Source organism: Nitrospira sp. Ecomares 2.1, from assembly GCF_965152585.1.
In genome coordinates, this window is record NZ_OZ224219.1 from 281932 (window position 1) to 308749 (window position 26818).

The window sequence follows — 26818 nt, forward strand, 5'->3', positions numbered from 1 at the left end:
CTGGTTGGTTGCATTCAAAATCTCATGGCTTTTGAGTGAGGTGATGAAGGTGATCTGTCGGTTGTCGGTGGTGAGGCGCTTATGACGACCGTCAATCGTTGGTGGGCCTTACGAAGCGAACGCTCCACATCCTCCGGTGTCTTGCCACGTGCTAAAAGGAAGCCCAAGTAGCGTGTGCCTTCCGGAAGGGGAATGAGTAATTCTCCTGGCTCTGCCGTTATCGTCAGTTCGATAATTCCTGGTACCGCCCTGGCTTCAGCCTGCCCTCTCACTTCATGCAGCATCCCGCTATACGGAATTGGAAGCATCATCACGCCTGCCGCCTGCTGTTGCCGGAGAAGAGGAGGAATCGGCATCCGGAGTGCATGACGAAGGATCAGTTCTTCGAGCGATATCCCTGCCGAAAAGTCCAGCGTTCTGGAACATCGCCCGCCAATGGCTCGTGCCGCCATCTCAATGACCCATACCCCGTTTTCATTCAAGCGGAACTCCCCATGCACCGGCCCTTCCCATAGTCCGAGTGCCTTTGCCGTTCGATCTGCGCAGTCCACAACTTGTTGTTGTCGATCGGAGGAGAGACGGGAAGGTGTGATATAGAGTGTCTCTTCAAAATAGGGTCCATCGAGCGGATCAGGCTTATCGAACATCGCCAGGGGCTGGAAGACTCCCTTTGTGAGCAAACCTTCCAACGCCACTTCGATTCCCGGCACAAAATCTTCCACGAGGATCCAACGGGCCTGCTCGTCCACTGCTGCCAGATTCAAATTGGTCAGGAGGGTGCCCACCCGACGGAATGCATTCTCAAAATCCTGTTCGTCATTGGCACGAATTACCCCACAACTGGCCGAAAGAATGAGAGGTTTTACGACGCAGGGATAGACCACTTCCTTTGCGAAAACTCCTGAATCACCGTCGAGGGGGAATACCTTATGGGAAGGAACAGGAATGCCCTGTCGGGACAATAATTCCCGCATCTGCCGTTTGTTTCTGGCGGCGGTGACGGACGCGACAGAGTTATGGGGTAATCCGACTGCTTCCGCGATGGCAGCAGCGGTGACAGCGGTGACGTCGTCGACTCCAATCACTGCATCGATCGGGTGATGTTGGACGAATTCAATCACGGTCCTGGCGGCTGCCTGTGGATGGCGAACATCGAGTAGCAACACGTTCTCCGACGCGACCAGAAGGCTTTCCGGAGCCCGCTCTGTCCCAATGGTTACAGATACCTGCACCCGCCGGGCGGCTTCGAGAAACGCCTCTGCTCGATAAGTGGTGGTCGGCAAGAGCAGGAGGAGTCTTGGCATCGTGACTTCTTAAAAGGAGGGTGCAAAGTTTCGCGAGCTTCGTGCTTGCATCGTCAAATCCTCAACATATCAGGAGAGAGGGTAGGATTAAGCGGTTCTAAGGTTTTGCCACTTCCTGTTGGTGGGCAGTTTGAGGGTCTCTTTACAAGCGTGATCGATGAAATGCTTCCAACTGACGATTGGCCTCGGTGATGACTGCCAACTTACTCACGACGTCGGGCACCCTGGCACCGGGAATGGCGTAATAGCCCTCGTCATCCCCGAGTCCGGTATAGACGCGGTTTCCAATACAACCAAAACTGGTTGCCGCATGTCCCGATTGCAGTGATTCCGGCAGCACGGCGCAGGTCGGCCTTCCCATGGTCGCACTTCCGCCGGGTACACCCGCTGCCTGTGTCGCTTCTGCCAGAAGCATCAGCTGCTTGACGGTCCCTCGAACCAGCACCACGTCCGGAGTGAACGTGGCCTGGGTGAGTGGCGCATAAACGGCCACGTGAAAGGTCTCCTCTCGATGCGGGATCATCGGAATTTCTTTCATCGTCAGGTACTGCATGTCTACCATCGTCTTGACCAGACCATTCAGCTCCGTTGCGACCTGGGGTGGCAGCTCCACACCGTGGGTATGGGCTCCGACCGGACAACCAAAGTGATCGGATCCTTCCGTATAGAAGGTCCGGCCCTCAGCCGCGAGCTTCCAATAGCCGCATCCTGCGGGTGCAGGAGTGGTGACCCGTGGAATGCCCGCAGGTGCCGTGTCCCGAAATGCGATGGCCACTGCCGGGACCTTCAATCCTAAAAGTTCCTGAATCTTCGTGCCTTGTGTTTTGAGTTCAGCTTCCACGTCTCATCCCCTTCTCAACTCTATATGTGACTCTACCCAGCCATTGTTGCAGGATGCTGAAAAATCCGCCAGCGTCGATCCCTGCCTCCGCTGGAACAGCTTCGCGCAGGCAGGTCGCTTCGTTCAGACCCTCAACGTAGAGGGTCTGCCTCGGGCCTTCATTTGCTGCGGCTTTCCTTTCGAGGGCCTCAGGACAGGACTTGACGGCTATTTTGATTATCCTGCGGGAGCATTTTTCTATTGTGCCACATTCGCGGACTACCGAGGTTTCAGCGAGCCCACATCGTTTTCTCACAGGCTGCTAGATTTCCCCATGCCCCTTTGTCAGTAACGGTTTAAATTGCTGGGTCGTCGGCTCAGCGCAGCAGAACCATGATTCCGTTAACCGGGGCGGCTTCGGACGATCAGGCCTGCTCACCCGTGTCCGAGTTGAGGTCTCAACGGGCCACCCGGCTAGCTTATCAGCATTCGCTCGAATACGATCAAAGGTGACCATCGCATCTTCCTCTTCCTTGGCACTCGCTTCCACGATTGCACTTACCGCCTGATGTAGTTGATCCATCCGGTCATCCGAATGCGTCCATGGATACTGAAAGCTGGCCTGATCCAGTGGACCGAGAAACCTCTGAATGTCAGACTTGGCGAGAAGAGCCGAGCCGGGAGGCACCAAGAGACGAATGCTCAACTGCACCGGGTCGGTCGCGTCGATAAGATCGTGGTCTTCCACCATGTCCAACATATGGAGGTAATCGTCCAGGCTGGTCCAGGGCGTGAAAGCCACGAGCGACGGGCGAAGCGTGATGCCGGCTTCGCGCAGAATGGCGAGCGCTGTGATGATATCAGCTCCTGTATGCCCCTTATGCAATTGTTCCAAAACATGGTCACTGAACGACTCCACAGCGGAGATGATGAACAGGCACCCCTGTGCTTCAAAATCCGGCATCAGAGCACGGTGCTTCAAGAGGTGTTCGATCTTCGCGGTGAAATCAAAGGTCAGTTGCGGAAACTCCTCATGCATCCTACGAACAATGCTGAGGGAATGCCCCGGTCCGTTTAAAAAATCAGGATCGCCGAAAGTGATATGCGTGGCGCCTGCATGTACTTGATGCCGAATGTCCTCGAGGACGACGGCCTCCGGGACAAGGAAGAATCGCCCTTCATAGACCGGCACGATGGGGCAATGAAGACAGAGATGGAGGCATCCACGACTGGTCTCGACGTATCCGACTAATCGTTCTGTCCCGTTCTCTTCGAGCTGGGCATATTGGTCCAACATCGGGAGTCCTGTCCGACTTGGGATTGGTTGGGATGTCGTTGAAGTGGTTGAGTAGGGTCGCTTCAAATAGGGAGCAACGACCCGATTCGGAGAGCTCACTCCCTCGAGATGGTTAATCGTCTGATCTCGATCGAGTGCCTCAATGAGTGATCGGAGCGGGATCTCATATTCTCCGCCCACCACAGTATCGGCCAACTCCTGGAGTAAATATTCCGCATTAATCGAGGCGTACAGGCCATAGAAACAGATGTGGCAGTCTGGATTTTTTTCGCGAATCAGCTCGGCTACGCGCACCCCAAGCCTGAGGGCGGTGTGCATGGGTACGGAAATACCGACAAATTTGGCGAGCCTGAGAGCCGGTTCATCAATGGTTTCAATGGCGATGTCCAGGCCAACCGGCGAAAATCCGACTTGCTCCAGAAATCCCATCGGCTGGGCGATGCCAAGAGGTTGGTGACCCAATTCATAACATGAGACAAACATGATCGCGCCCGGGGGCCTGAGCAACAATCGTTCTTTTGTAGGTTCGGTAACGGGTTCCATGTTCCATTGCTGCCTTCCGTGGTGAGATGTCACTGGTAGCACACGCCTGGGAGTTGGCGCAAATGAGGTCTCTGTGGGCACTGGGGATAAAATCTAAAGGCCAAAACCGTGCCTTGGCTCGGTCATGTCCTGAGGCCAAACTTGTTGAGTGTTGTGATCGAACAAAAAGGTGTGGAGACTTTCTCTGCCAGTCCAGAGCAACAAAGGGGCCGCGTCCTCTATTGGGAGCCGCGGTTTTCGTTTTTGGAATGGAGGTGGACTCGGCATAAAGGATTCTCTAACTGCCAACCTTAAGGGTTTGGTGTTGTTCCCTCAGATACCAACAACGCAAGTAGTGGGTGATCGTTTGTTCTGGAGATTCTCACTAACGGATTTGCTAGCTATAAACAGGATGGAGTTATGAATTGGTTTTATAACTTTCTACTTGGTTCCCACCGGCTATAAATCAATTATTCAGCAAATTCTTGTTCTGGGTTGATGTTTGCAGGAGTTTTTTTAGTCCATCGGATAGTTCCAATCTTCAGATTGTATGATTTTCCCTAACGTTTGTGAGTATTTCATAGTTCCAACCTCCATGGAGGACAGTGGGTAGGGATAACGTCTCTCATTTATCTTATGAAATCTAAGGGGTTTTTCCGCTAAGTCTCATCCCAATTAATTGGTCTGCATTTTGCTTTTAATTAAATTAGGTTTGTCGTTTTTTCATATAGTTCTTTTTAGTTAGTCCGATCATTTGTATCGGTTCTTTCCACCCCCTTCACCCATGGTTTCCTGGTTGAAACCGGTTTGAAAGAGAGGCCATCTTATGAACCACCAGCCTTCGTCCCCCCTATTGGCAAAAGACTTAATGGATTCCGAAGCCTTACCACTATGCCGTGGGAAATTCGAAAACGATTTGGCGCTGCAATTCCTCTCCGGTCAATATTGCGGATGGCCGGTCGTTGATTCCGAACAAAAAATTCTTGGGATCGTGTCAGATGCCCGTCTGTTCGAGGCGGTTTCACGGTTGTATTCACTTGATGATCTTAAAGTCGAAGACACGATGACCCCACCTATATATGTGCATGAGGATGAATCTCTTGATAAGGTCCTGGATGTGATGACGCACCAACACGTTCAGAGAATGCCTGTCGTGCGCAACCATAATCTTGTCGGAGTCATCTCCCGGGCAAGGGTGTTGCAGCATTGTCTTTCGTCACCCTCGGCTTCTTCCCGATCAGTTCCTAGGTGTGCGTGGTGTGAACGGGAGCAGGATTCCTCTGCCGCGATGGTTAGCACCAAAGAGGGACGGAATTTGGCTTGGTTTTTATCTATAGACCAACTCAAATTTTCTGAGATCGATCTCGCGCATACCTATTGCCCTACTTGTGTCAAAACTCTTCGGGCAGTCAACACCACATCCGGGAATCTGTCCTCCGATAAGAGGGAGATTCGGGAAATCCGGCCATGCTTGTTGGTGGTTGATGATGATCCAACAGTGACCGGACTATTAACCCATGCGCTTCAGGAATGGGGATATGAGGTGCTTGTTGCGAGAAATGGATGGGAGGGGCTGGCCGTTGTGAGCCGCCAAACGGTGGATGGAATTTTATTAGATATGGATATGCCCATTATGGATGGGAGAACCATGCTGGATGAATTACGATGGTTGGGCCATCAGGTGCCAGTGTTAATGATGTCTGGGGCAACGGACGAACGAGCTCTCCGGCAATTGTTACATGAAGGCGCTCAAGGGTTTTTTGTGAAACCGTTTCATCTGAAATCTCTCAAGGAAGCCTGTCGGAAGATCCTTCAAAAGAATGAGTCCCAGGCATCCTCTCCTTCCCATGTGGCCTGATCCAGGTCTGGATACCTAAGGCACCAATTAAAGATGCAATCCGGCTGCCGTGGTAGAAACCATTTTCAGCAGGAATGAGAGAGCTCCTCATAAGGCAATGCCTTCGCGACCCAACAAGCTTCTTAAGCTCTGAATCACAGGGAAAACCTCCTGGTTCCAGTCAGCGCCCTGGCGATCAAAGGCTTTCTGTTCTTCCTCAACAATCCAACGATCTTGTGCAAAAATTCCATCGGTAAACCACACAATAAACGGCCACAAGAGGTGGATGAGGCCTGGAATTGAAGGTTTCCTGATCATCATCAACCCATAGGTGTGATTGATTCGTTGCGCAGGATCAATGGGAACATACACATTCCAGAGATTTAATGCCGGGTAAGTACTCCCGGCTGTCCAAAACTTGAGCGTTTGGTAGGGGTAGTTTGTACAGATGGTCATCAGATCATGTTTTGGGCCATCTGCTGATGGCTTGGTACTCCCCAGAATGAGTTTTTCTCCAAGTGGTTGTTTGCCTTTTATTCGAGAGAAGGTGTAGTCGACTTCCACCGCATGCGGCCCCTCTCGTAGTTCCAGGAAGACCGTTCGAATCCCGCCCATCAGTCGACGGTGCAAAAACTGATGGTTCATATCCATAAGGTTCTCATGCATGAATGAGTAATGGCAGCCCACCTGACGGTCAAGGTATCGCGTTTTATATTGCGGATCGGCTGCTAAAGACACCTTTGGGAATTCAACTTCCTCCACTCTGCCCACCGAGCCCGGAAATACAAACACCAGGCCATAGGCTTCCCGACAGGGATAACTTCTGACTCCTGACGGTCGTGCTTGGTTTTTTTCTAAATATGGTACACCCACGCATCGCCCCGTCTGATCAAAAGTCCAGGAATGATATCCACACTGGACATGTTCTCCATGCACCACTCCGCAATGGAGCGGTACTTGTCGATGGGCGCATCGGTCTTCGAGTGCATAGACCATTCCGGTTACGGTTCTCACCAGCACAATCGGATAACCGGCAAAGGACACTCCAAGCATTTTTCCCTTTTTCAGGTCTCTGGAGCGGGCGAGGGGATACCAATTGTCCGGGTGAAGACCGGTTTTCCTTAAATCGGATGTGAGAGGCGATTGCCCAGACCGGGACGCAGAACATTCCAGGATAATGGGAGCGCCGTTTTCCTTCTGTCTGTCTATGGGTGTTTGCGATTGTTCAATCATGAAATTCTCCAAAAATGAAGACAACCGTGATAGGAAACGCCTGGGGGTCTTTAGCGATATAGAGAAATAACTGGAAGTGTATGAGGTTTGGGTCAGGCATTAAGCGAGCTGAGGAAAAAGGGGATAGGGACTCGAATAATTCCTTACTGGGGCAGAGTATAAATCGTGTGATCAAAAATATCGAGTCGGAGCGAATCTTTTTCGAAAGCCTCCCGGGTCACCGGCAATTGCCATTCCCACCCGCCATGTGTTTGGGGAAAGATTGAATCGTTTAAGATATGATGAGAAAATCAGGAAATTCAGTTGAAATTCATTTATGGTATGGATTGAACTGCCGGAGTCGCCATCAAAGGATGAAGTGTCGTGAAACCACAAGAACGTTCATGGTTAGGAACAGGATCAATCGGACGAGCATTAATGGTTCTCACCACGGTCTTTATTTTAGCCTTGTTCGGCATCCTGCTCTATACGATCACCACAATTCAGAATCAAAGACTCGACAGTGTGACGGTGGATCTGGCTGGACGACAGCGGATGTTGTCTCAACGACTCATGAATGAAATTTTATTGACGTCCCAAGGAATTCCTGCTGATTACCGGTTCACCCAACAGATGTTGACCCAAACGCTGGATGCGTTACTTGTCGGTGGACAAGCCGTAATAAACCCGAAAAATGGCGAAAAGGTGGCCCTCACTTCCCCCCCATCCCAGGAAATATTACAGGCATTAGGGGAGCAACAAACACTCTTGGCGGAATTCATGCATCGGGCCGATACCTTTTTGAAAACGCACTCCGATCATCCCCGATATTCTTTTGAATTAGACGGGCTTCTGGCTGTCAATGTCCGGTTGATTGAGGCAGCCAACAAGGCCGTAAAGTTATACAGCAGAAATTCCCAAGAAAAGATCTCGACCATGATCGTTTGGGAATCTCTTATCGGTATCTTGGTGATCCCATTTGGAATTCTCATGACGAGACAGGTCAAACTGGCTAATCAGGAGCTTGAACATGAAATTCAGGAACGCTCCAGGATAGAAACGGCTCTGCGTTATCGAATCGAAATTGAAAACCTCGTGACGAATCTTTCAACTCAATTTATCAGTCTTGAAACACAAGATTTGGATGCGGGGATTAATCGAGCCCTGGAAGCCATTGGCACTTTCGGAGGTGTGGATCGAAGTTATGTGTTTGTCATTGTGGACGACGGAAAGACGATGAACAATACCCATGAATGGTGCCAGACGGGTATCGAGCCTCAAATCACAAGACTTCAGGGGCTTCAAATGCATGATTTACCCTGGTTTGCTTACCGTCTGACCTCCGGCCCGTTTTTTCAAATATCAAGTGTGGCAAATCTTCCGCTTGAGGCGAGTGCCGAAAAAGAGGTGTTTGAAAGGCAGCAAATTCAATCCCTGGTGATTGTGCCCATGGTTTTACGGGGGAAATTGTTCGGGTTTCTTGGGCTTGATTCAGTGAGGCATGAAAAAACCTGGTCGGAAGAGGACATCAGGCTCCTCCAAATGGCAGGAGAAATATTTGTGAATGGGTTTGAACGACAAGAGGTAGAAGAAAATTTAAGGAAAAGTGAAGCCGCCAAAGTTGAAGCCTTTCGTCAAAGCGATGCCCTGAAAACAGCTCTGCTGTCCTTGGTTTCGCACGAGCTACGAACTCCCCTTACTGCCATCAAGGCTTCCATTGCTGGATTGATTGAGCTTTCCAGGCAGGACGCGTCCAAGATGCAGCAGGAATTTCTCCAGGGCATCAATCAGGAAATCGATTTTTTAAATGGATTGGTTGAAAATCTTCTGGACATGTCAAAGGTTGAAGCGGGAACGCTGGTTCCCCATCGTGAATGGCATTTATTGGAAGATTTGGTCGAAGGTGCAATCAGGCGAGTGGAAATGTCATTGGAAAGCCGATCTCTTGAAGTGAACCTTGGGGAAAAAATCTCTCCTATTTTTGTGGATGGGATAGAAATTCAGCAAGTCCTGATCAACCTGTTAGATAATGCCACTAAATATTCTCCTGCAGGATCCTTGGTCAGCATTGTTGGGCGAATGATGCCGAACCAGGTGGAGGTACGGGTCTCCAGCGAAGGAGAAGGAATCCCTCAGGAAGAATTAGTCAGTATTTTCGATCGATTTTACCGACTAAAGGGTCCGCGGACACGACTCATTCGTGGTACAGGTTTGGGATTGGCGATCTGTAAAGGTATGATCGAAGCACATGGTGGTCGCATTTGGGCCGAATCTCAGAATCGAGTCGTGACGATTTGCTTTACGGTGCCGACTCCTGAGGCACCCACGATGACCATTTTTGACCGAGAAGAGGAGTAAGCGCCCTACCTATGGCTCCTGGATCCCGAATTTTAGCTGTTGACGATGAGCGGCAAATACGTCGTTCCTTGCAGATCAATCTTGAGGCAAAGGGATATGAGGTCTTGACGGCTGAAACCGGAGAAGAGGCCCTCCAAATTATGAGCCACCGCCTTCCGGACCTGGCTCTGGTTGATTTGCTGCTTCCCGGAATGGATGGAATCGAATTAACCCGGCATTTGTGTGAAACCTATCAAATCCCGATCATTATTCTTTCCGCGATTGGGGAAGAAGCGAAAAAAATTGAAGCTCTTGAAGTAGGTGCCGATGACTATGTGACCAAACCGTTTAGTATGGAAGAGCTGACGGCGAGAATCCGGTCAGTCCTGCGACGTTCTTCCTCAATTTCTGGTAACGATCCTGTGTTCACATTTGGGAATTTACAGATCAACTTTGAAAGTCGTAATGTCTGCATTCGAAACGCGCCCGTCAAGTTAACCCCGACGGAATATGATCTGTTGAAGTTCCTCATTCAGAATTCCGGAAAAGTTTTGACGCATGGAACCATTCTCCGGGCGATTTGGGGGGCTGGATATAGTGAACAGGCCCAATATTTACGTGTCTTCATTGGAAACTTAAGAAAAAAATTGGAAAAAAACACGGCCCGTCCTCAGTATATTCTCACGGATCCCGGAGTCGGCTATCGATTTGCCACCGAATTTGTGGAAGATCAGAAACCCGTCTGACTTTCCGTTTTCATGTGCGGTGTTCCTTATCCGACATGGTCCCTTGCTATTCCATCTCCTTTAACAGCCATCCCTTCTTTTCGTTCCTCTTGTAATTCTCCACCTTTTTCCACGTCGTCTTTTTTGACTTTCCTTTGTACCAGTTCCCTTCAAGGGAGCGGGTTTGCAGACCTTGAATTGCTCGTGCTGATGGGGATCATGGCAGTTTGACTCTCTCCGGTCATGGTTTTTGCAATTTTCGTCAAGCGTCATTAGAAGGAATCCTAATTCTCCCAACGACCGGATGGTCTCTCCAGGTGTCTGAAAGAGAGGCCATGAAATCTTTATAAAATCTTTATTGGAACGGAATGCAAATCAAATAGATTCTTTATGGTTTTGGAAATTACCATTTAAATGAAGGCTTTCGAGGAGATTGAGAAATCGCGAGGTGAACAGATGAAAATTTTGAACGGAACCACCTTCGCTACGACACTAATTATGGTTGGATGCCCTCTTCTATTGTTTTCGACCTTGAATTCCGTTTGGGCTTCCACGCAGCCTCCAGAGGTGAAGGTCTCAATGGATTATTGGGCGCCGTATTATAGCCCCGCTTTGGCCATTGTCCCTGATGGAGCTTCGATTCACGTCGTGAATCCTACTTCCTCTCCTCACAGTTTGACGCACGACGGTTGTCGAGGAACTGGGTCCTGCGCATTCGATACCGGTGCCATTCAACCCGGGCAGGAATTCACCATTCATTCACTTCCGCCCGGTCGGTATTCCTATTATTGCGTACTCCATCCCATTATGAAGGGGGAAATTATCGTCATTCCTGATCACACGGTTATTAATCAAGGTGCGACTGACGATTATCGGACGGCCACTCACGCCAAGAAAACTCAGTAAGGGATTGGTGGTGGTCAATCATTCCATACTCACCCGTTTATTCGGGCCGCGGGACGCCAATGAATGAATGATTTCTCAAGCTGTTCATTACCGATGAAAAGCCAAAAATGCGTTCTTATTGTCGACGATGATGCGGACGTCCGTTTATTTCTTAGGGATCGCTTGAATGCCATGGGTTTTGAGGTTCTCACTGCGGCTAATGGGAAGGAAGGGGTTGAGACTCTTCGCCATCACTCCGTAGATGGCGTCTTGCTCGATTTATATATGCCCGTCATGGGAGGCATTCTTATGCTGGAACAGTTAGCACAGTTTTCAGTTTTTCCGCCGGTGATCGTGATGTCGAGCACCACACACCGATCGGAACTGCAGTTCGCTATTATTAAGGGAGCGATGGACTTTCTCATCAAACCGATAGCTCCTGAGGAATTAACGGATAAATGCATGCGACTCTTTTACTAGTCCTGTAAAGCCAAGAAGGAATCTTATCCTCGGAAAGGAAACGATGAAGAAAGGTAAATTAAACATTGCTCCGGGACTTCCCACTGCTGATATATCACGGATCCAAGAAAGTTTTGGGATGTTAGCCGCTCACGCCGAGCAGATGGTTTCTCGATTTTATTACGTGTTGTTTGATAAATTTCCCGAATTTCAGACCTTTTTCCCTCAGAGTCAGTTATCGCAACAACATGCGGCATTTCTAAGGGGATTGCACACTCTCGTTTTGGGCATAGAAAACCCTCAGGAATTACGTTCTACGCTCGTTCAGTTAGGGGAACGCCATCAAAGATATGGAATTAAAAACAAACATTACCCTCCTGTTGTTTATGCCCTGATGCATGTGCTGACGGAATTCGGGGGGGATGGCATAGATGGAAGAACATATGACGCTTGGGAAAATTTCCTTCACCTGATGAGAGCTATTATGCTTGAAAGCTACTCTCGGGAGAGGGTGACTCCGGAAGATCAGAAAGAGAAGTCCCTCACCACTGTAGCTGGAGGTCACACAAAGCGAATCTTGCTCATTGATGATGACCACCAACTTTTGGAACTTTATCAATCATATTTGGAGCTTGAAGGGTATTTATGCAGTCGGGTTTCGGAAGTGGCTTGGGCATTTACCCATATTCAAATGAGTCAGTATGACCTCGTCCTGACGGATTTCCAAATGCCGGTGATGAACGGGATCCAGTTACGGAGAAATCTTGAATATGTGGGGAATGGGTGCTGTCCGCCATTTGTCTTGGTAACAGGGAGTCTCAATCAGGAGATTCGAAGACAAGCGTTGGACTCCGGATTCGAGGCGGTGCTTAAAAAACCACATGACCTTAGTGAATTGGGTTCTCTCATAGGAAAAGTCTTAAAGAAATCTAACGGGTATCAAGGAAATGGACAGAATCTGTGAAGCGGGATGTAGGAAAATGCGGAAGTGGTGTTTGTTGAAATTAACCAGCTAAATAAGCTGTCTGGACGGAAATTTTTTTAGAGGGATTTGTTCTCCATGTTCCCCTGTCATATCGGATTTCGTGGTGCCGTGATTACTCGTTTTTCTATGTGCAGTCCATTACACTCATCCGTCCATAGTGGTATCGTCTTTGCCGAATAGAAATGCAGATGCAAAAACAGTTCTGGCAGGTATCCTGACAAGGCCCTTCCATGACCCCTACCCGGTGCATATTGTCCTAATATTCTTAACGCAGATTCCTTTATCCTGGAAGAAAGCTGCATCTCTCTAATGGTTCAGCCTATGAGTTAAGGGACAGGTCAAGGGGTGTGGAACCTGAGAAAGTTTTTGACAATTCAGTGCGAGTGGAATGGGCGTTTAATATTTTTTTCATATCAAGTTATTGTATTAGGGATCCTGGGATGAGATTCCTGTGCCTGCTTCTTTTATTCTGGTCTTTTTGAAAGCAGGTGTTGATGTGCATCGAATGTGGTCCCGAGTCTGGTTGATACCTAAAGGGGGATGGTAAGATTCTCGGCTTAATCAAAATTTTGTGGAGGGTGTCAACGCATGGACATTGATACATTTCGGCAGATGGTGGCCAAAAAACCAGATGGGTTTCTAGGACGATATGGACTTGGAGACAAGCTCCTCAAGGAAGGCGAACATCTTGCAGAGGCTGTGGAGCACCTGAGTGTTGCTGTCAAATTGGATCCTATCCACGTCGCCTCCCATTTGGCCTTAGGTCGCGCATTAGCTGGCCTGAAGCGGAATGACGAAGCCAAGACTGTGCTGACGGCGGGTATCGATGCGGCTTTGTCAGGCCGTTCAAGCGGGGGAGGGGATCTCGTCCCGGAGATGCGTGCCCTGATTCAGACATTGGGATAAGTGTCGTCCCTTATCAGTACTCTCGGGATTGGCTGTCATCATTTTTCGCATAATGTGTTGTGCAATGGGTTGGGTTAATTTCTTCGCCGAGGGTGAAATCGGATGCTGATGTTCATGGCCATGTTTTTCCCTGACATAGATCTAAGTCTACTCAATGGTCTTGTCCCGGTGATGGAGGGTCTCTCGGCCACCCCGGAGAGACTCCGAGCGCCCGGGTGTAGCTGAGTCATCAGATTCCAGGGGTCTCCCGAAAAGACACGGATTTTCATGTGATTGACGATGGGTTCGCCCCAGGAATCTAATAAGAGAAATAAGACCCATGAATCGATCCATGTTGCCTTGACTGAAGAGTATAGAAAAACGATCTTCCTAACAATTTAACTTGGGAGGTTGCTCATGTTGGTTAGGATTTCCTGCATATTTGGACCACTTTTTATTTTTGCCATTGGCCTGATCGGGTCGGTGAGTTTCTGGGGGCAGGGAGCATCGGCTCAAGCAGTGGAAGCGCCAGTTGATTTTGTGATTCCGGAATCGATTAAGGGGTTTGATGAGGAAAAGGTCAAAAAAGATCCCATCTGTGATTCCAGCGTCCGTCCTCAAATGGATCATGTGAAACCGGACGAAATGAAACCCGGTGATACCGTTGTGGTGGAAGGCAAGAGTTTCGGGAAGAAAAAAGAATGCCTTTTCGGTGTGACTTTCGGGGCAGAACCGGCGAAGGCATTTACGTTAGTGGATGATGAACACATACAAGTGGTCGTGCCGGAAGGGTTACGATCGGGAGTTACATTTCTAAATATCGAGACGGGTGGTGGAACGGCACGAAAGGGGGTTCTGGTTCGCTCCAAAGATTAACTGCATTCCGTAATCGACGGAAATAACTCTTTTACATTTCAACCCATTCCGGGTTTTTCAGTCTTGAGTTATTTAAGGACTGTTCTCAATTTTCGCTTCCAGTAAAAAGCTTGTGTCTATCCGCATCTTCGCTCATCTGCAATAGGGTTGACTGGATCCAATCGGTTTCGACTGGCCTTTGAGCCTATTTAACCGCTAACCTATACCGGTTCAGCACGTGCTTGCTCCTCCCACTTGAGCGAATCCGTAATGGATCTTGCAGGGGAGACCGAAGGGTTTTCCCCGGAACGCTGCGCGGGCAGTTCCTTTTGTCCCGTCCCCATATTCAATTCTTAAAAAGATAAGAATATTTATTGCACAAATTGCTCGCGTTTAAAATTCGCCAAGGCTTGGCTCTCACATTCCGGGCATATGCCATGTGTAAAGGTCAAATTGGAGTGAGCGGTAAGGTACGTTTCCAGTTGATGCCAGGTGTCCCTCTGATCACGAATTTTTTTGCATTCCGCGCAGATCGGTAAAAGGTTTTCCAGTAATTGGATTCGCGCGAGAGCTTCCTCTTTTCGGCCGATGAGCGCATTGCGATGATACAACAGGATCGCAATGATCCATATCGCAAAAAGGGCTAATCCCCGATTCGTTAAAACTTTCCAAAATGGGACAACCAGAGGTTCGGGTGAGTAGAAAATCCCGACAATGGTTAGTAGAGAACAGACAAGGACTATTATGGGCATGGCCCATGCGGGTTGCAGGAACGACGCGATCAAAACGGCTAAGATATAGGGGATGGCGCAAGCAACTCCTAATGGTGTGTGAAGGTCTACATAAAATGTCCCGACAATTAAGAGAGGGGAAATAGCCCAAGCCATCGGTTGTTGATTCTGGAGGCTGCGGTTTCCTTCCTTCCCGTTCTGCAAGGATTTTCTCCAAGTGGGGGAACGTGAGAATCGAAAAGCCTTTCTGAGATCCGGCATTGAGCCGCCAGCAAATATCGCGGCATTATAAATGAGTGAAGGACGTTATGATAGTTTCCATCCGAGGGCGAGTATTAGCAGAAACTTTGGAGATTTTGTCGTAAGGGCAACAAGAGATGGGGAATCGTGCGATCGAGTCCCAAGGGAGTTCCCTGTGCCAAGCAATTACTAACCAGCGAATTCCAATTACCCATGATGCCAGATGGTTAGCACGGGGTCTGCTATGCGCGGGCGGAGATGAGCTTCGTGAAGGTAGTGGGCGTTACAAACGAGACCGACTCCTTCCGCAATGCCTCGCGCGACCTCTGCTTCAGCGGCACTGTGATTGACCATAATGAAGGTACCGCCAATCACGAGATTATTGGCCACTTGGGCGAATACAGCGGCTGGATGGAATAGGCTGAGCGGTAATCGCCAGGCCAGTAAGGGCTTCGGAGTGACGAACGGATACCAGGCCGTAATGATTTCGGCTTGGCTGGTGAACCGGCGATAGTCGGCGATCACATACTCGGTCTGCGGCAAATCTTGAATATGCCCGCGGGCGTAATCGATGCGGCTTCGCCCGTTACAATACAGACGATGGCCATCTACCTCCACGCCTGCGAGGCGGTTCGGGTGAAAGAAGGTGTGTAGAGCCGCAGCATATGCGAAATTGGCACTTCCGAGATCACAGACCCGTTGGTTGGTGGGAACCCGCCACCCAAGAGCATGTTTGGCACGATCCAATATGTCCAGATATGAATAATTCAGAAGAGCAGTTTCAGGAGGAAAGGAATTCTCGAAGCGCGAACGATATGACCTCGCCAGTTCATCAGTTCTTTGTTGTTGGGTCTGGGTAAGATTGGTCAGTGGCCCCTTGGAGCTTTCGCGGAATGGTCCCCATGACCATCGCATGGCTTGTGAGGCTTCATACCAGAATCGGTGATAGCCCGATCGTAGGCGGTCGGCCAGGGATATGCCGTTCGAGCGTTGGCCATTAATCCAACCGTTGGCTTGTGCAGTAGTTTTCACTTCTGAGGTACCTGTTGAAGATGAACTGATGTCTTGATCGCTCTTTTATGTTTTTCGGTAGGGGGGAGAGTGGTCTTAAATGGTCATGCGAGAATTGTCAGCATGGATCGTTTGGCGTCTCGCACAATGGTAGTTTTTCTTTTGTAGGACAAAGGGACCATGGGACCTGACTTATGGAAGCAAGACCATTGAATCTGAGAAGTTCAGCAGTGTGGTTCTACCAAATCTTATGACAGGAGTGCGGGATTGTATTGGAAGGATGTCAAGTTGCTTATTGAAAAGCAACCGGGATTTCTCGATTTCGTGTATGTCTATTCCACCTACCATCCAGGAGTCGAAACCAAAGAACTCTTAGTCCGATGGCAGCATATCTTGTTATCGAATGACGAGAACGGATCGCGTGGCCTGGTGGAGTACGGTATGTGACACGGTGCCCAACACAAACCGTGTAATGGTCGAAGGATGGTGCATTCCCATCGCCAGGAGATCCGGTTCCGTGATTGATGCCTGTTCCAATATCGTATTCGCCGGGGCTCCTAACCCTACATATCCCTTAACTGAATCGTAAGAGTTCTTGAGTTGACTGACAGCTTGGTCGAGGAAATCTTCCGTGCTCTTCAGGGCCTGTTCAATTTTTTCCTCCGGTGCAGAGACGCCGCCTCGAAAGAGGGAACGAGGAATAGGTACTACCGACAAGAGGGTAATCTCTGTCTGTGGTTGAAAGGGGTGTTTCGTTAAAAACTGTCCAACCTTCTGAACATCATCGGGGCTTTGGATGGCAATCAGAATTTTCTTGATTTCCGTTAATGGCCCGTTGATGATCAGGACTGGACATGCTGCATGGGTCAGAACCCGTTGCGAGACACTTCCCAGAAAAAGTTCCTCGACCTGTCCTCTTCCCCGGGCGCCCATGAGAATAAGATCAGGATGTTCCTCTTGGGACACGGACAAAATATGCTCGGCCGGCGAACCTTCTTCCAATCGGATTTCCACATGTTTCACCTTGTCTGAGAGGAGAGCGTTTGTATGTGTTAAAGCCTGTTCGCCGTCTTTGCGGAGTGCCTCTTCTGCAACTTTTGAGAGGTCATAGGCAATTTCAGGCCCGAGCATTGAAAAGGTTAATCGGGGGAGATCAATGACGTGTAAAATGGTCAGTGTGCTAACTGAGGCCAAACTCATGACTGCCTTTGCGGCGTGAAAGGATTGTTCCGATCCATCAGTGGCTAGGAGTACTCGCATGTGTTAATTCTCCTCTTGTAATTTTTATGCTGATCTTGCATGGTCCTGTCTTCTCACACAGTCTGTGTATGGGGCGTGTGTGTTCTTGGGGATGAGCCTTTTTCTCTGGGTGACTCCAGGCGCATCTGTGAACGGTACCATTTCGAGAAGACCCCATGCTTTTATTTACCAAATTTCGTGGCACTCTCGATTCCAACAATGAGATCTGTGGAAGGCGTGGTAATGACCATGGAACCTTTATGTTTTCCCCTGGACCTTACTCGTATAGTATATTGAAAGAGCAAGGACCTATTGAGGTATCAGATCTAAGTCAAATGAATGGGATTCTAACATGAAGGCAAAAGGAAAAGGGCGATGGGGGGTATGGTATACAGTGATCTGCTTAGCGATTGCCATCTGTGTGGCGGGTGGGGGGAACGCGGTTTCCCAGGAGCCTGCTTCCTCCACACCCCGCCAGGTGGTGGAGCAGTGGGTTGAAGTATTCCCGGGGAGCATTGAACTGGCTGCGGAGCTGACTACAACGGCATTCCGGGAAGGTTTGTCAAAAGAAGAATGGATTGCCACCCGAGGCCCCTACCTTCGGAACTTACAGTTAAAATATGTGCGCACCAATATAGCCCACGAAAAGATGGTCGGAGATGAAGCCCATGTAATCGTTCATGCTCACATTGTCACGGTGATGGGGGATCAGCCGCAGGATGAGTTGTACGTCCTGCTGAAGAATCCTGAGGGCAGGTGGGTGATCGATCAAGTGGAGGTGTATACGGAAACGTTTAATTCGAGTCCCTGAAACGGAAGGAGTTAGAACCAAATCGAATGATGCAGGTATGTCCCGCCTTGTTTTCTACCCTGCGATTTCTTTTATGAGATCCCAGGCAGAAATAATTCCTACCAGTTGACGATCTCCTTCCACCACGGGCAGTAAATAGACCGTTTTCGGAGTTTTCATGATCAAAGCCGCGCAGGCCAGTACGGAATCATCCGGCCGGGCACATGGAGGATGGGGGTTCATCACCTGAGTGACGGGGTTTGGTTTAAGTTCTCCGAGGCGTTCATGGAATCGTACAAGGTTCGGAGCAAAACGAACATCGGGAAGATCCCCTTGGGAAATGTAGGGAGGCATGGCCAATTCAAGAATCTGCCAGAAATTCAATGTTCCCAGTAACATCTTTTTCTCATCCATGACCGGAAAGTCCTGGAGGCGCAGATCCGCCATTTGGCGAAGGGCTTCCCCGATCGTCAATTGTGGAGGGATGGTATGTGGCTGGCGGATCATGATGTCCCTGGCGTTCATAAATACCTCATCCAAATGTAGAGGGTACTGATCAGCACTTGTAGGATCATGAGCGGAAAAGCGATTTTCAAGAAGGGTAAAAATCGAAATGGTACGCCATTTCGTTCCGCAATCCCCGCTACAATCAAATTCGCCGAGGCCCCTACCAGCGTCCCATTGCCTCCTAAACAAGCGCCCAACGCTAATGCCCACCAGAGGGTCTCGGCCTGTTCAAGCGGAATCCCAGCTTGCTGAAAGACCGGGAGCATGCTTTTGACCATGGGGATCATCGTGGCGACAAAGGGAATATTATCCACAATAGCGGAAAGTATTGCCGAAACCCAAAGAATGGCCAATGCCGTCACGGTGAAATTTCCAGCGGTCATACTCAACGTCCAATCTGCCACGGATTGTAAAAGGCCGGTATGTTCCACGCCGGTGACGATAATGAATAGGCCACAGAAAAAGAAAATGGTAATCCATTCCACTTGCCCGAATAATGCATGGACTTTATGCCCTGCCTGTTCGTTGTCTAAGGAAAATGTGACGAGTAACAGGAGCAGGGCGGCGCCACCCAGTGCAATAGTGGCGGGTTCCATGCCTATCGAATGGGCTGAGGTAAATCCGAGAATGACCAGGCTAAAGACCAGGAGACATCGTTTCATGAGGCTAACATCACGAATGGCTTCATATTCGTTAAAGGCCATAATGCGGGCCCGGGCTTCTGGTGATGCGAACATGGTTTTTCCAAACATAAACCAAAGAGGGATGAGTGTGGCACTAAAGGCCACAATGGCGACGGGAGCCAGGTGAATCACAAAATCATTAAATGTTAAATTGGTAGCGGAGCCGATCATAATATTGGGCGGATCACCAATCAGCGTAGCGGTGCCACCTGTATTTGAGGCATTAATTTCTGCGAAGAGCAGAGGATACGGATTGATTTTCAGCTCGTCAGCAATGAGCAAAGTCACTGGAGCGACCAACAGCACCGTCGTGACATTATCTAAAAATGCCGAGAGCACTGCGGTGACCATTGAGAGCATAACCAGGATGCCCCACGGACTACCCTTGGCGGCCTTCGCGGCTTTGATCGCAAGAAACTGAAAGATGCCGCATTCTTTGGTAATCCCAACCAGGATCATCATGCCGGTTAAGAGGCCGATGGTATTGAAATCGATGCCTTGAATCGCTTGATCCTGCGTAAGGACTCCTGTCCCAATGACGACAGCGGCTCCAAGAAGCGCCACGATGGCTCGGTTAAACCGCTCAGAGATTATGACGGCATAGGTCAGGATTAGTATGGCTGTAGCCAGCCAAAGTGGGGATAATCCAAAGATTGTATGATTGGAGATTTCGTCCACGCTCCTGATGTCTCACCTTTTTGTTATCAGAAAATCAGGCCTGTTCAGGGAGTCGCAGGAAGATGCTGGTTTGGTGTCGAGGGTCCTGATGTGTCCTTTGAGAGGGTTCCTTCCGCCAAGGACGCTTTTTGCAAGGCCTCCAACCGGCTGGCAAAGCGGTGGCCAGGCCGTATTTGCACCAAGACCCCCAAGCCATCCAACGCCTTGGTCACGTGAGGCTGCATGCCCACGAAAAAGAGATGTTGGTGGTGCGCCTTGACGATATTCAACATATCTTCCACGGCCAAGGCTGCTGTGCCGTCAATGGCAGGGACCTTGGACAAATCCAACACCACACTGGTGAAGGTATTAAACCCCTTGAAGGTTTCCAAGCGGCGGACCATGGTTTTGGCCGATCCAAAGCTCATGGGGCCATCGACATGAATCAAGAGAATTTTCCCGTTGGCTTGTTCCAGGATCCTGGCTTCTTCCGGTAAAAGAGGGGTGCTGGGAGTGGGATTGGTCACGATGTGGAGATTCGCCAGTTCCAAATCCGCCATGCGTTTGACAAAGAATAGGCTGGCAAAGACCATTCCCACAGCCACGGCCGTGATGAGATCCACGAGCACGGTGGTCAGCAACACCACGGTCATGATGACCACATCGATGCGGGGGGCTTTCAGGATATGTCGCAGGAAGCGCCAGTCAATAATATCGATGCCAACTTTGAAAAGGATGCCGCCGAGAACCGCTAGGGGAATTTTCTCTGCCAACGGGCCAAGTCCCAATAGAATCGCCAATAAAATAACCGCGTGAAGCGCGCCGGAAATCGGTGTCCGGCCTCCGGATCGGATATTGGCCACCGACCGCATGGTGGCTCCCGCTCCTGGGATTCCTCCAAATACCCCTGCGACCATATTCCCAATGCCCTGGCCAATAAGCTCGCGATCCGGGTCATGTTGAGTCCGGGTCATGTTATCGCAAACCAGGCTGGTTAGCAGACTGTCGATCGCTCCCAATAATGCCAGGGTGATGGCTGATTCCAATACGATTTGCAAGGTGTCCCATGTGAGTGTTGGAAGGAGGGGAGTGGGAAATCCCTGGGGGACTTCTCCGATGATAGGGGCATCAGGAAGGAAAACATAAGCGAGCGGGGAAACCACGAGGAGGGCCAATAACGAAGGAGGCACTAGTTTTGCCATCCGAGTGGGAGTGAAATATACAATGGCCAGGACGAGGGCGCTTGTCATGGCAGCATCCCACACCGGGTTTCCAAAAAATCCCGGGATAGCCTTGAGCGTCGCGACGACACCCTCAGGGTTTGCCGCATGGCCTACCATGGGACCCAATTGCAAAATGAGAATAATGCAGCCGATGCCGCTCATGAACCCGGAAACGACCGGATACGGGACCAGCGCGATATACTGCCCCACCTTGGAAAGTCCCAACAGGACTTGAAAGCCTCCGCCAAGAATCACCGCCATCAAGGCCAAACCAGGATTGCCCATGAAGAGTGTGACAATTCCTGCCATCACCACGGTCATAGGGCCCGTGGGACCGGAAACTTGAGCGGGGGTGCCTCCGAAGAACGCAGCAAAAAATCCGACGAATATGGCCCCGTATATACCGGCAATGGCTCCTAATCCCGAGGCGACGCCAAAAGCGAGTGCCAACGGTAGAGCTACGACAGCGGCTACCATTCCTCCGTAAATATCACCACGGAGGTTATTGAAATGTAACCCGTGAACAAGCCCCATAGGGCATATCCTTGAGGAGTAATAAATGATGAAGGCTGGCTGGGAGGAGATTTCACTCTATCTCAAGGTTCTTCGTCAAGGGGCGTAAGCAAGGGGTTTGATCTTCCCCTAGTTTCGTGGACACCTAGTTAAGCCGCGAGAGCCATTTCTTCAAACTCAGCTGGCGTCCGATAGCCAAGAACAGAATGGCGTCGCTGCCGGTTGTAAAAGACTTCGATATAGTTAAAAATCTCCGCTCTGGCCTCCTGACGTGTGTGATACTGTCGAGCATGAATGAGTTCCACCTTCAGTGTGTGGAAGAAACTTTCCGCGACCGCGTTATCCCAACAATTCCCCTTCCGACTCATACTGCACTGAATCCTCGAGGCTGTTAAGACAGCCTGAAACGCATTGCTGGCATACTGCACGCCCTGATCAGAATGGTGGCTGAGGCCAGGCCCCGGCTTCCCATTCTTAAGCGCCATCGTGAGCGCGTCAATCACTAATTGTTGAGTCATCCACCGATCCATGGCCCAGCCGACCACTTTCCGATGGTAGAGATCGAGCGTGATCGCCAGATACAACCATCCTTCGCGAGTGGGGATATACGTGATGTCGGACACCCACCAGCAGTTGGGCGTGGCCACCGCAAACTGCCGTGCCAATACGTTTTCCGCGACCGGATGGGTATGACAAGAATTTGTCGTGGCCTTGAACTTCCGTTTGTGCCGGGAGACAATCCCGTGCGTGCGCATCAACTGGGCAACCCGGTGTTTTCCGCAGGCCTGACCAGTGGCTTGCAAATCCGCATGAATACGGGGACTGCCGTAGGTCTGCCGACTGCGTTGATGGATGGCTTTGATCTCCACCAGTAAACGGCGGTTCGCTCGGCTTCGTGGGCTTTCAGCACGTTGCAGCCATGCATAGAACCCGCTTCTGCCCACTCCCAGTACTTGACACATCAGGCCGACTGGAAAGACTTCTCGATAATTTCGGATAAACGCATATCTCATAGCGAATCCTTCGAGAAGATGGCTGCTGCTTTTTTTAAGATATCTCGTTCCATCTGTAATCGTGCATTCTCGCGCCGCAGCCGCCGGAGTTCCTCGGCTTCCGGGCTGCCTGGTCCATGGCCGGGAAACGCGCCCTCCGGGCTTTCGACTAACTCCTGTTTCCACCGGCCTAACACGGTATCCCGGATGCCCAGATCCCGAGCCACTTGAGCCAGGCTCCTTCCACCCTCCGTCAGAAGCCGAACGGCTTCAACTTTGAACTCTTTGGTAAAACTCCTCCGTGATCGTCCCATCGACACCTCCTTCAGAACATTATCCATACTTATGGACGTGTCCACAAAACCGGGGGAAGATCAGTTTTCCTAGAAAAGACAAGGGGGAAATAAGGAGGATTGGGGGAAAGGCTGATGCCGGAATGGGCTCTAAACTTTGGTACAGGAAAGGTTAGTCAAGGGAAATTAGAATTTCCAATCCCCCCATGACATCATTTAATTTAAAGTCCCGTTTGGGACTTTCCTGGTGGGCATTATGGCAGTTGACGCAGGCTCGGCTTACGGCTCGATCAGGAAAAATAACTTGATAATAAGACTGGTTGTCCACCTGGATTTCTTGCTCGGTCACTTCTCCATATTTAACAACTTGTTCCAGGGCTTTACGCTCCCGGTCATTGTGAGGTGAATTCTCCGGATTCAAAGGCCAAAGACCCATCAACCGGTAACGAAACGGTTTCCCGGGGGCCTGTAATCCACGAGAGGCCTCCTTGAAAAATTGTGCGGGCAACGGCAATGTCCGTTCCTCTCGCCAATTTTCTGTTGCTGTGACAATCAGCATGTCTTCCATCCGTTCCACGATATGTTGGGTATAAAAGGTCCGGTCTGCTTGAAGGACGGCATGTAAATAGTCTGCGACCACACGGATAGGAATGCCATCCCGTGGTGTAATTTTTCCCCCGATGCCCACACCAATTCCCAAGGAAATGAGAATGGAGAAAAGGAGTATGAAAAAGAACTGACGAGTCATAAGTCTATTATTACCTTGTTGGTCTACAATCCTCTCTGTCCTGCCCATTCTTCGCTTGAGGGTGAATTATGCAAAACTATAACAGGAGATCTACAAGACCTCATACTTTTACATACATGAAATTGTAGCTATGGCAATCGGATGAGGGGCAACGGCGTAGGAAGGCAATCAACCGTGGAGAATTAAAAAAATCGGAAGGGGTTCGGACTTAATCCAAACCCAGCCGATTTATTAATTGGATAACAATGATGGTGAAAATTACTATGAGAGGGACATGTTCCATGTTAGAACCTCGAGAGTACCGCCCAAGTGATGAGTAAAATTAGAGTAAAGCCTTCCATTCTGTTCATTCTCCTGATATTTCTGGATATTGTTTGAATAAATATGCAAGGTAAATGCCAATAGATGTTATCTTGATTGTTATTGAAAAATTCAAAAATATCATTGACTTATATGTTTTAAGATGTAGTTCGTCTATTACTATCATTGGAAGTGAGCGAATTTATTAAGTAAGCGCTGTGCGTTATCGCTCGATTTTTGAAGTTAGTAGAGTCTAGAGTCAAATGAGTGAGAGGTACTAAACACACGTTGGTTATCTCATGGGAGTTGGTCGAGCAGGGTTTGGCGGATTAGAGGAAACGCATCATTCGTGAATGAAAAAGCACAAAAGTGGGAGGATTAAGTAGCGATTCAGAAAGTTACTCAAAAAGTGGGTTACACAATCGGGGGAGGGAGGACCATGCCTGTCAAAGGCTTGAGCCCTGAGTTTAAGCCTAGGGAGTTAATGGAGGAATTTTTTCCCCGTATCTAGAGAAGAATGTGTCGAAAGGGAAAGGCGAATGAATGAGGAGATCCCCGGCTCATGCCTTAGGACCTTTTTGGCGTATGAGAAAAATTTTTTCGTAATTGGATGTAATCGTCCAGTGTCTGTTTAGAAATCTGAAGATAGCGAGCCGCCCGTTCTCTGTCCTGCTTGGTGAATCGCAGGACTTCATCAATCACCATGACTTGTATGTCTTGTAGGTCGTGTTGGCCAATCTCAAAAAGCACCCGACCAATATTTGGGGAGAGTCCGTCTCCCCCGCCAGGATGTTGAGAGTAAAAGTCCAGAGAAGTAAGAACTGGTCCTTGGGAGCACAATACCGCCCTGCGAATCATGGCCTCCAATTCTCGGATGTTCCCAGGGAATGGGTAAGTATCCAATAGCGGGGGGATGGAAGAATCAATGTCGAGTTTGGGACGGCCGATTTCTTCACCATAGACCTGAATGGTTTTGATCACCAAGGGGACGATGTCTTCTTTGCGTTCACGAAGGGGAGGAATAAAGAGTTGCCGTTTTTGGAGAAGAGACAGTAATTCTGGATGAAATATGTCCTTGTAGCCTGTCTGATCCTGTGGGGTCGCACTGGTCACCACAAGTCGATTGTTGATGGGGAGACGGTCAAACCCTCCCATTCGACAAAATGAACGGGTACGAATGGCCTCGGCCAATGATCCTTGAACTGGAATGGATAAATGTTCTATCTCATCAACAAATAGTGTTCCTCCATCGGAATGTTCAAGTGCTCCGGGCATGCTTTGGCTTGCACCACTGAATGCTCCGCGTTCATATCCAAATATTTGTGGCTCAAGGAGGGATCCACTCCGTTCATTGCAACTGACCGTGACAAACGGGCCGAGGTGTTTGCGGCTATTATAATGAAGAATGCGTGCCAAGAATTCCTTTCCCGTCCCTACCTCCCCTTGAAGGAACACTAAGGGGGCGTCCTGAGCGTCGAGAATTTTGAGTTGTTCAATGACCTTGGTCATGGCTGGACTCCTGGCGATTACATGTTCCCAGGAATATTGCCGTTGTTTCTCGGAAGCAGAGAACTCAATTCGACGCCTTAACTCCAGGAAGGTAATGGCTCGATGTAAGGCTGGCTCAACCGTTGAGAAATCAATCGATTTAATTAAGAAATCATACGCTCCGAGCCGCATTGCCTCTACCGCATCCTCGACGCTCCCATAAGCTGTCAACATGAAAATCAGGGTTTTAGGAATTGTTTGTCGAATCTGTCGTAAGGTTTCGAGTCCATCCATTTCTGGCATTTTAAGATCCAGGAACAGCAAATCAGGAATTTCATGTTCCAATGCCTCAATGAGCGAGGCTCCTGAATGGAAGCTTCTCACGAGGTGCCCTTTTTTCACTAACCGACGACTTAATGCAGAACATACATTTTGATCATCGTCGGTCACAAAAATTGTTGCACGCATAGCAGTCCTTGTTTAGGAGATCAATTTAGAAGTTGTACCGCCATTTTATTGTACTTTCCCATCTTTGGTCATTGATATCAACCGCAGAGGAGTTCTGGAAGAAGTGATTTTTTTAGGTATGGGGTCTTTTGTAATAATTGGAAAGAGAGCCCCAGCCATCGTCCTGAATTCAAGGGCATTGGATAACTATCAGGACTGACTTTCAGAAGATCTCGACCTCAATGAACCATGAATGGGGTTGAGGCAATGTGTTTGGATGTCGTATATCCTCTTTCGTAGCCGCACTCACCACGGCTCCCAGCCATAGCGCAGAGGTTCAACCATTTCAATGTAGTTGTACGTTTCGGCCAGGTAGATGCCGATCGCCAACCCGAGAATAGCAATAAACAGCCATGCTTTCGTTAAGGCGTTCATTGGCGTGTCCTCCGAAAGGCTATTTACGCAAAGTCTATACCCATAGGGTACCTCTGGAATTTTGGTGTTCAACTGTTGAGTCCCACTAATGGTATCCGTTGGTTCCACACAATTATCAGTCATGTCGGTATCAATAATGTTTGCGCCTTATTGCTGAACACAATCAGCCAGCGTGCGATGATGCACAGGGGATTATGTGTGAAATGGCACCAGTTTTCAAATTTTGGTCACTATGCATGAAGGCAGAAGCTAGGGGAAATTTGATAGGCACGTAAGGCAAATTGTGAAAATGAAAATTATTATGACCGGCTTCTGTCTTGTATGGATATTCGATGAAAAATAGTAGAGTGGTATGTTTAGGCCTCCATTTCTTGCTTGGAGGCCTGTTAGAGGAAAAT

General features: G+C 49.4%; 23 protein-coding genes. 9 read left to right on the plus strand and 14 right to left on the minus strand.

Features of this window, described 5'->3' with window-relative positions:
* Window positions 1-14 precede the first annotated feature (14 nt).
* The 3 genes from ACWHYD_RS01310 to ACWHYD_RS01320 form a co-directional block, all read right to left on the minus strand.
* A complete protein-coding gene (locus ACWHYD_RS01310; RefSeq protein ID WP_447964143.1) occupies window positions 15-1304 on the minus strand; it encodes an ATP-grasp domain-containing protein in 1290 nt (429 codons plus the stop codon).
* Window positions 1305-1446: 142 nt separating this feature from the next.
* Entirely contained in the window at window positions 1447-2145 is a 699-nt protein-coding gene (locus ACWHYD_RS01315; protein ID WP_447964144.1) for a DUF169 domain-containing protein, read from the minus strand.
* Between the two features lie 301 nt (window positions 2146-2446).
* Entirely contained in the window at window positions 2447-3964 is a 1518-nt protein-coding gene (locus ACWHYD_RS01320) for a CUAEP/CCAEP-tail radical SAM (seleno)protein (protein ID WP_447964145.1), read from the minus strand.
* Window positions 3965-4769: 805 nt separating this feature from the next.
* On the opposite strand from ACWHYD_RS01320, the gene ACWHYD_RS01325 reads away from it, so the two are divergent.
* Entirely contained in the window at window positions 4770-5801 is a 1032-nt protein-coding gene (locus tag ACWHYD_RS01325) for a response regulator (protein ID WP_447964146.1), read from the plus strand.
* 87 nt (window positions 5802-5888) lie between these two features.
* Here ACWHYD_RS01325 and ACWHYD_RS01330 read toward each other — a convergent pair whose 3' ends face one another.
* On the minus strand, window positions 5889-7013 hold the full coding sequence (locus tag ACWHYD_RS01330; RefSeq protein WP_447964147.1) for a Rieske 2Fe-2S domain-containing protein: 1125 nt from the start codon (window positions 7011-7013) through the stop codon (window positions 5889-5891).
* Window positions 7014-7376: 363 nt separating this feature from the next.
* Here ACWHYD_RS01330 and ACWHYD_RS01335 point away from each other — a divergent pair, with 363 nt between their 5' ends.
* From ACWHYD_RS01335 to ACWHYD_RS01365, 7 genes are all read left to right on the plus strand, one after another.
* On the plus strand, window positions 7377-9350 hold the full coding sequence (locus tag ACWHYD_RS01335) for an ATP-binding protein (protein ID WP_447964148.1): 1974 nt from the start codon (window positions 7377-7379) through the stop codon (window positions 9348-9350).
* Between the two features lie 11 nt (window positions 9351-9361).
* Window positions 9362-10075 carry a response regulator transcription factor gene (locus ACWHYD_RS01340; RefSeq protein WP_447964149.1) on the plus strand — a complete coding sequence of 238 codons (714 nt, stop codon included), beginning with the start codon at window positions 9362-9364 and terminating at the stop codon, window positions 10073-10075.
* Between the two features lie 435 nt (window positions 10076-10510).
* Window positions 10511-10960 (plus strand): cupredoxin domain-containing protein, encoded by a 450-nt coding sequence (locus ACWHYD_RS01345; protein WP_447964150.1) that lies wholly within the window; start codon window positions 10511-10513, stop codon window positions 10958-10960.
* Window positions 10961-11053: 93 nt separating this feature from the next.
* Window positions 11054-11419, plus strand: coding sequence for a response regulator (locus tag ACWHYD_RS01350; protein WP_447964151.1), 366 nt, complete (start codon window positions 11054-11056; stop codon window positions 11417-11419).
* A gap of 43 nt (window positions 11420-11462) precedes the next feature.
* Entirely contained in the window at window positions 11463-12362 is a 900-nt protein-coding gene (locus ACWHYD_RS01355) for a response regulator (protein ID WP_447964152.1), read from the plus strand.
* A 609-nt stretch (window positions 12363-12971) separates the two neighbouring features.
* Window positions 12972-13289: a tetratricopeptide repeat protein gene (locus ACWHYD_RS01360; protein WP_447964153.1), complete on the plus strand. Its 318-nt coding sequence runs from the start codon at window positions 12972-12974 to the stop codon at window positions 13287-13289.
* A gap of 396 nt (window positions 13290-13685) precedes the next feature.
* The gene (locus ACWHYD_RS01365; RefSeq protein WP_447964154.1) at window positions 13686-14144 is read left to right on the plus strand and encodes a hypothetical protein; all 459 of its coding nucleotides are present in this window, start codon (window positions 13686-13688) and stop codon (window positions 14142-14144) included.
* A 350-nt stretch (window positions 14145-14494) separates the two neighbouring features.
* Here the strand turns inward: ACWHYD_RS01365 and ACWHYD_RS01370 are convergent, their stop codons facing one another.
* The 3 genes from ACWHYD_RS01370 to ACWHYD_RS01380 all read right to left on the minus strand — a co-directional run bounded on the left by ACWHYD_RS01370 (window position 14495) and on the right by ACWHYD_RS01380 (window position 17365).
* Window positions 14495-15058, minus strand: coding sequence for a hypothetical protein (locus ACWHYD_RS01370; RefSeq protein WP_447964155.1), 564 nt, complete (start codon window positions 15056-15058; stop codon window positions 14495-14497).
* Between the two features lie 243 nt (window positions 15059-15301).
* Window positions 15302-16126, minus strand: coding sequence for a hypothetical protein (locus tag ACWHYD_RS01375; protein WP_447964156.1), 825 nt, complete (start codon window positions 16124-16126; stop codon window positions 15302-15304).
* Window positions 16127-16501: 375 nt separating this feature from the next.
* On the minus strand, window positions 16502-17365 hold the full coding sequence (locus ACWHYD_RS01380) for a universal stress protein (protein ID WP_447964157.1): 864 nt from the start codon (window positions 17363-17365) through the stop codon (window positions 16502-16504).
* A 331-nt stretch (window positions 17366-17696) separates the two neighbouring features.
* Here ACWHYD_RS01380 and ACWHYD_RS01385 point away from each other — a divergent pair, with 331 nt between their 5' ends.
* On the plus strand, window positions 17697-18155 hold the full coding sequence (locus tag ACWHYD_RS01385) for a hypothetical protein (protein ID WP_447964158.1): 459 nt from the start codon (window positions 17697-17699) through the stop codon (window positions 18153-18155).
* Window positions 18156-18209: 54 nt separating this feature from the next.
* Here ACWHYD_RS01385 and ACWHYD_RS01390 read toward each other — a convergent pair whose 3' ends face one another.
* From ACWHYD_RS01390 to ACWHYD_RS01420, 7 genes are all read right to left on the minus strand, one after another.
* Entirely contained in the window at window positions 18210-18659 is a 450-nt protein-coding gene (locus ACWHYD_RS01390; protein WP_447964159.1) for a CBS domain-containing protein, read from the minus strand.
* Complete coding sequence (locus ACWHYD_RS01395) at window positions 18656-20011, minus strand: SLC13 family permease (protein WP_447965804.1); 1356 nt, start codon at window positions 20009-20011, stop codon at window positions 18656-18658. Before ACWHYD_RS01395 ends, ACWHYD_RS01390 begins: the two co-directional genes overlap by 4 nt.
* Before the next feature lie 35 nt (window positions 20012-20046).
* Window positions 20047-21738: a SulP family inorganic anion transporter gene (locus ACWHYD_RS01400; RefSeq protein WP_447964160.1), complete on the minus strand. Its 1692-nt coding sequence runs from the start codon at window positions 21736-21738 to the stop codon at window positions 20047-20049.
* A gap of 128 nt (window positions 21739-21866) precedes the next feature.
* Window positions 21867-23023, minus strand: a protein-coding gene (locus ACWHYD_RS01405; RefSeq protein WP_447963071.1) for an IS3 family transposase whose coding sequence is annotated in 2 segments (ribosomal slippage) — window positions 21867-22756 and window positions 22756-23023 — 1158 coding nt in all. Because the reading frame shifts where the segments join, the coding sequence is not laid out codon by codon here.
* Between the two features lie 151 nt (window positions 23024-23174).
* Window positions 23175-23750, minus strand: a complete 576-nt coding sequence (locus ACWHYD_RS01410; protein ID WP_447964161.1) for a Tll0287-like domain-containing protein — start codon at window positions 23748-23750, stop codon at window positions 23175-23177.
* Window positions 23751-24617: 867 nt separating this feature from the next.
* Window positions 24618-26006: a sigma-54-dependent transcriptional regulator gene (locus ACWHYD_RS01415; RefSeq protein WP_447964162.1), complete on the minus strand. Its 1389-nt coding sequence runs from the start codon at window positions 26004-26006 to the stop codon at window positions 24618-24620.
* Window positions 26007-26291: 285 nt separating this feature from the next.
* Window positions 26292-26543 carry a hypothetical protein gene (locus ACWHYD_RS01420; protein ID WP_447964163.1) on the minus strand — a complete coding sequence of 84 codons (252 nt, stop codon included), beginning with the start codon at window positions 26541-26543 and terminating at the stop codon, window positions 26292-26294.
* Between the last annotated feature and the right edge of the window lie 275 nt (window positions 26544-26818).

What these genes read in the sequence shown, in the direction of transcription:
- ACWHYD_RS01310 (WP_447964143.1), bottom strand. Translation starts at nt 1,304, where the DNA reads ATGCCAAGACTCCTCCTGCTCTTGCCGACCACCACTTATCGAGCAGAG.
- ACWHYD_RS01320 (WP_447964145.1), bottom strand. Translation starts at nt 3,964, where the DNA reads ATGGAACCCGTTACCGAACCTACAAAAGAACGATTGTTGCTCAGGCCC.
- ACWHYD_RS01325 (WP_447964146.1), top strand. Translation starts at nt 4,770, where the DNA reads ATGAACCACCAGCCTTCGTCCCCCCTATTGGCAAAAGACTTAATGGAT.
- ACWHYD_RS01330 (WP_447964147.1), bottom strand. Translation starts at nt 7,013, where the DNA reads ATGATTGAACAATCGCAAACACCCATAGACAGACAGAAGGAAAACGGC.
- ACWHYD_RS01340 (WP_447964149.1), top strand. Translation starts at nt 9,362, where the DNA reads ATGGCTCCTGGATCCCGAATTTTAGCTGTTGACGATGAGCGGCAAATA.
- ACWHYD_RS01345 (WP_447964150.1), top strand. Translation starts at nt 10,511, where the DNA reads ATGAAAATTTTGAACGGAACCACCTTCGCTACGACACTAATTATGGTT.
- ACWHYD_RS01350 (WP_447964151.1), top strand. Translation starts at nt 11,054, where the DNA reads ATGAAAAGCCAAAAATGCGTTCTTATTGTCGACGATGATGCGGACGTC.
- ACWHYD_RS01355 (WP_447964152.1), top strand. Translation starts at nt 11,463, where the DNA reads ATGAAGAAAGGTAAATTAAACATTGCTCCGGGACTTCCCACTGCTGAT.
- ACWHYD_RS01360 (WP_447964153.1), top strand. Translation starts at nt 12,972, where the DNA reads ATGGACATTGATACATTTCGGCAGATGGTGGCCAAAAAACCAGATGGG.
- ACWHYD_RS01365 (WP_447964154.1), top strand. Translation starts at nt 13,686, where the DNA reads ATGTTGGTTAGGATTTCCTGCATATTTGGACCACTTTTTATTTTTGCC.
- ACWHYD_RS01380 (WP_447964157.1), bottom strand. Translation starts at nt 17,365, where the DNA reads ATGCGAGTACTCCTAGCCACTGATGGATCGGAACAATCCTTTCACGCC.
- ACWHYD_RS01385 (WP_447964158.1), top strand. Translation starts at nt 17,697, where the DNA reads ATGAAGGCAAAAGGAAAAGGGCGATGGGGGGTATGGTATACAGTGATC.
- ACWHYD_RS01390 (WP_447964159.1), bottom strand. Translation starts at nt 18,659, where the DNA reads ATGAACGCCAGGGACATCATGATCCGCCAGCCACATACCATCCCTCCA.
- ACWHYD_RS01400 (WP_447964160.1), bottom strand. Translation starts at nt 21,738, where the DNA reads ATGGGGCTTGTTCACGGGTTACATTTCAATAACCTCCGTGGTGATATT.
- ACWHYD_RS01410 (WP_447964161.1), bottom strand. Translation starts at nt 23,750, where the DNA reads ATGACTCGTCAGTTCTTTTTCATACTCCTTTTCTCCATTCTCATTTCC.
- ACWHYD_RS01415 (WP_447964162.1), bottom strand. Translation starts at nt 26,006, where the DNA reads ATGCGTGCAACAATTTTTGTGACCGACGATGATCAAAATGTATGTTCT.
- ACWHYD_RS01420 (WP_447964163.1), bottom strand. Translation starts at nt 26,543, where the DNA reads ATGACTGATAATTGTGTGGAACCAACGGATACCATTAGTGGGACTCAA.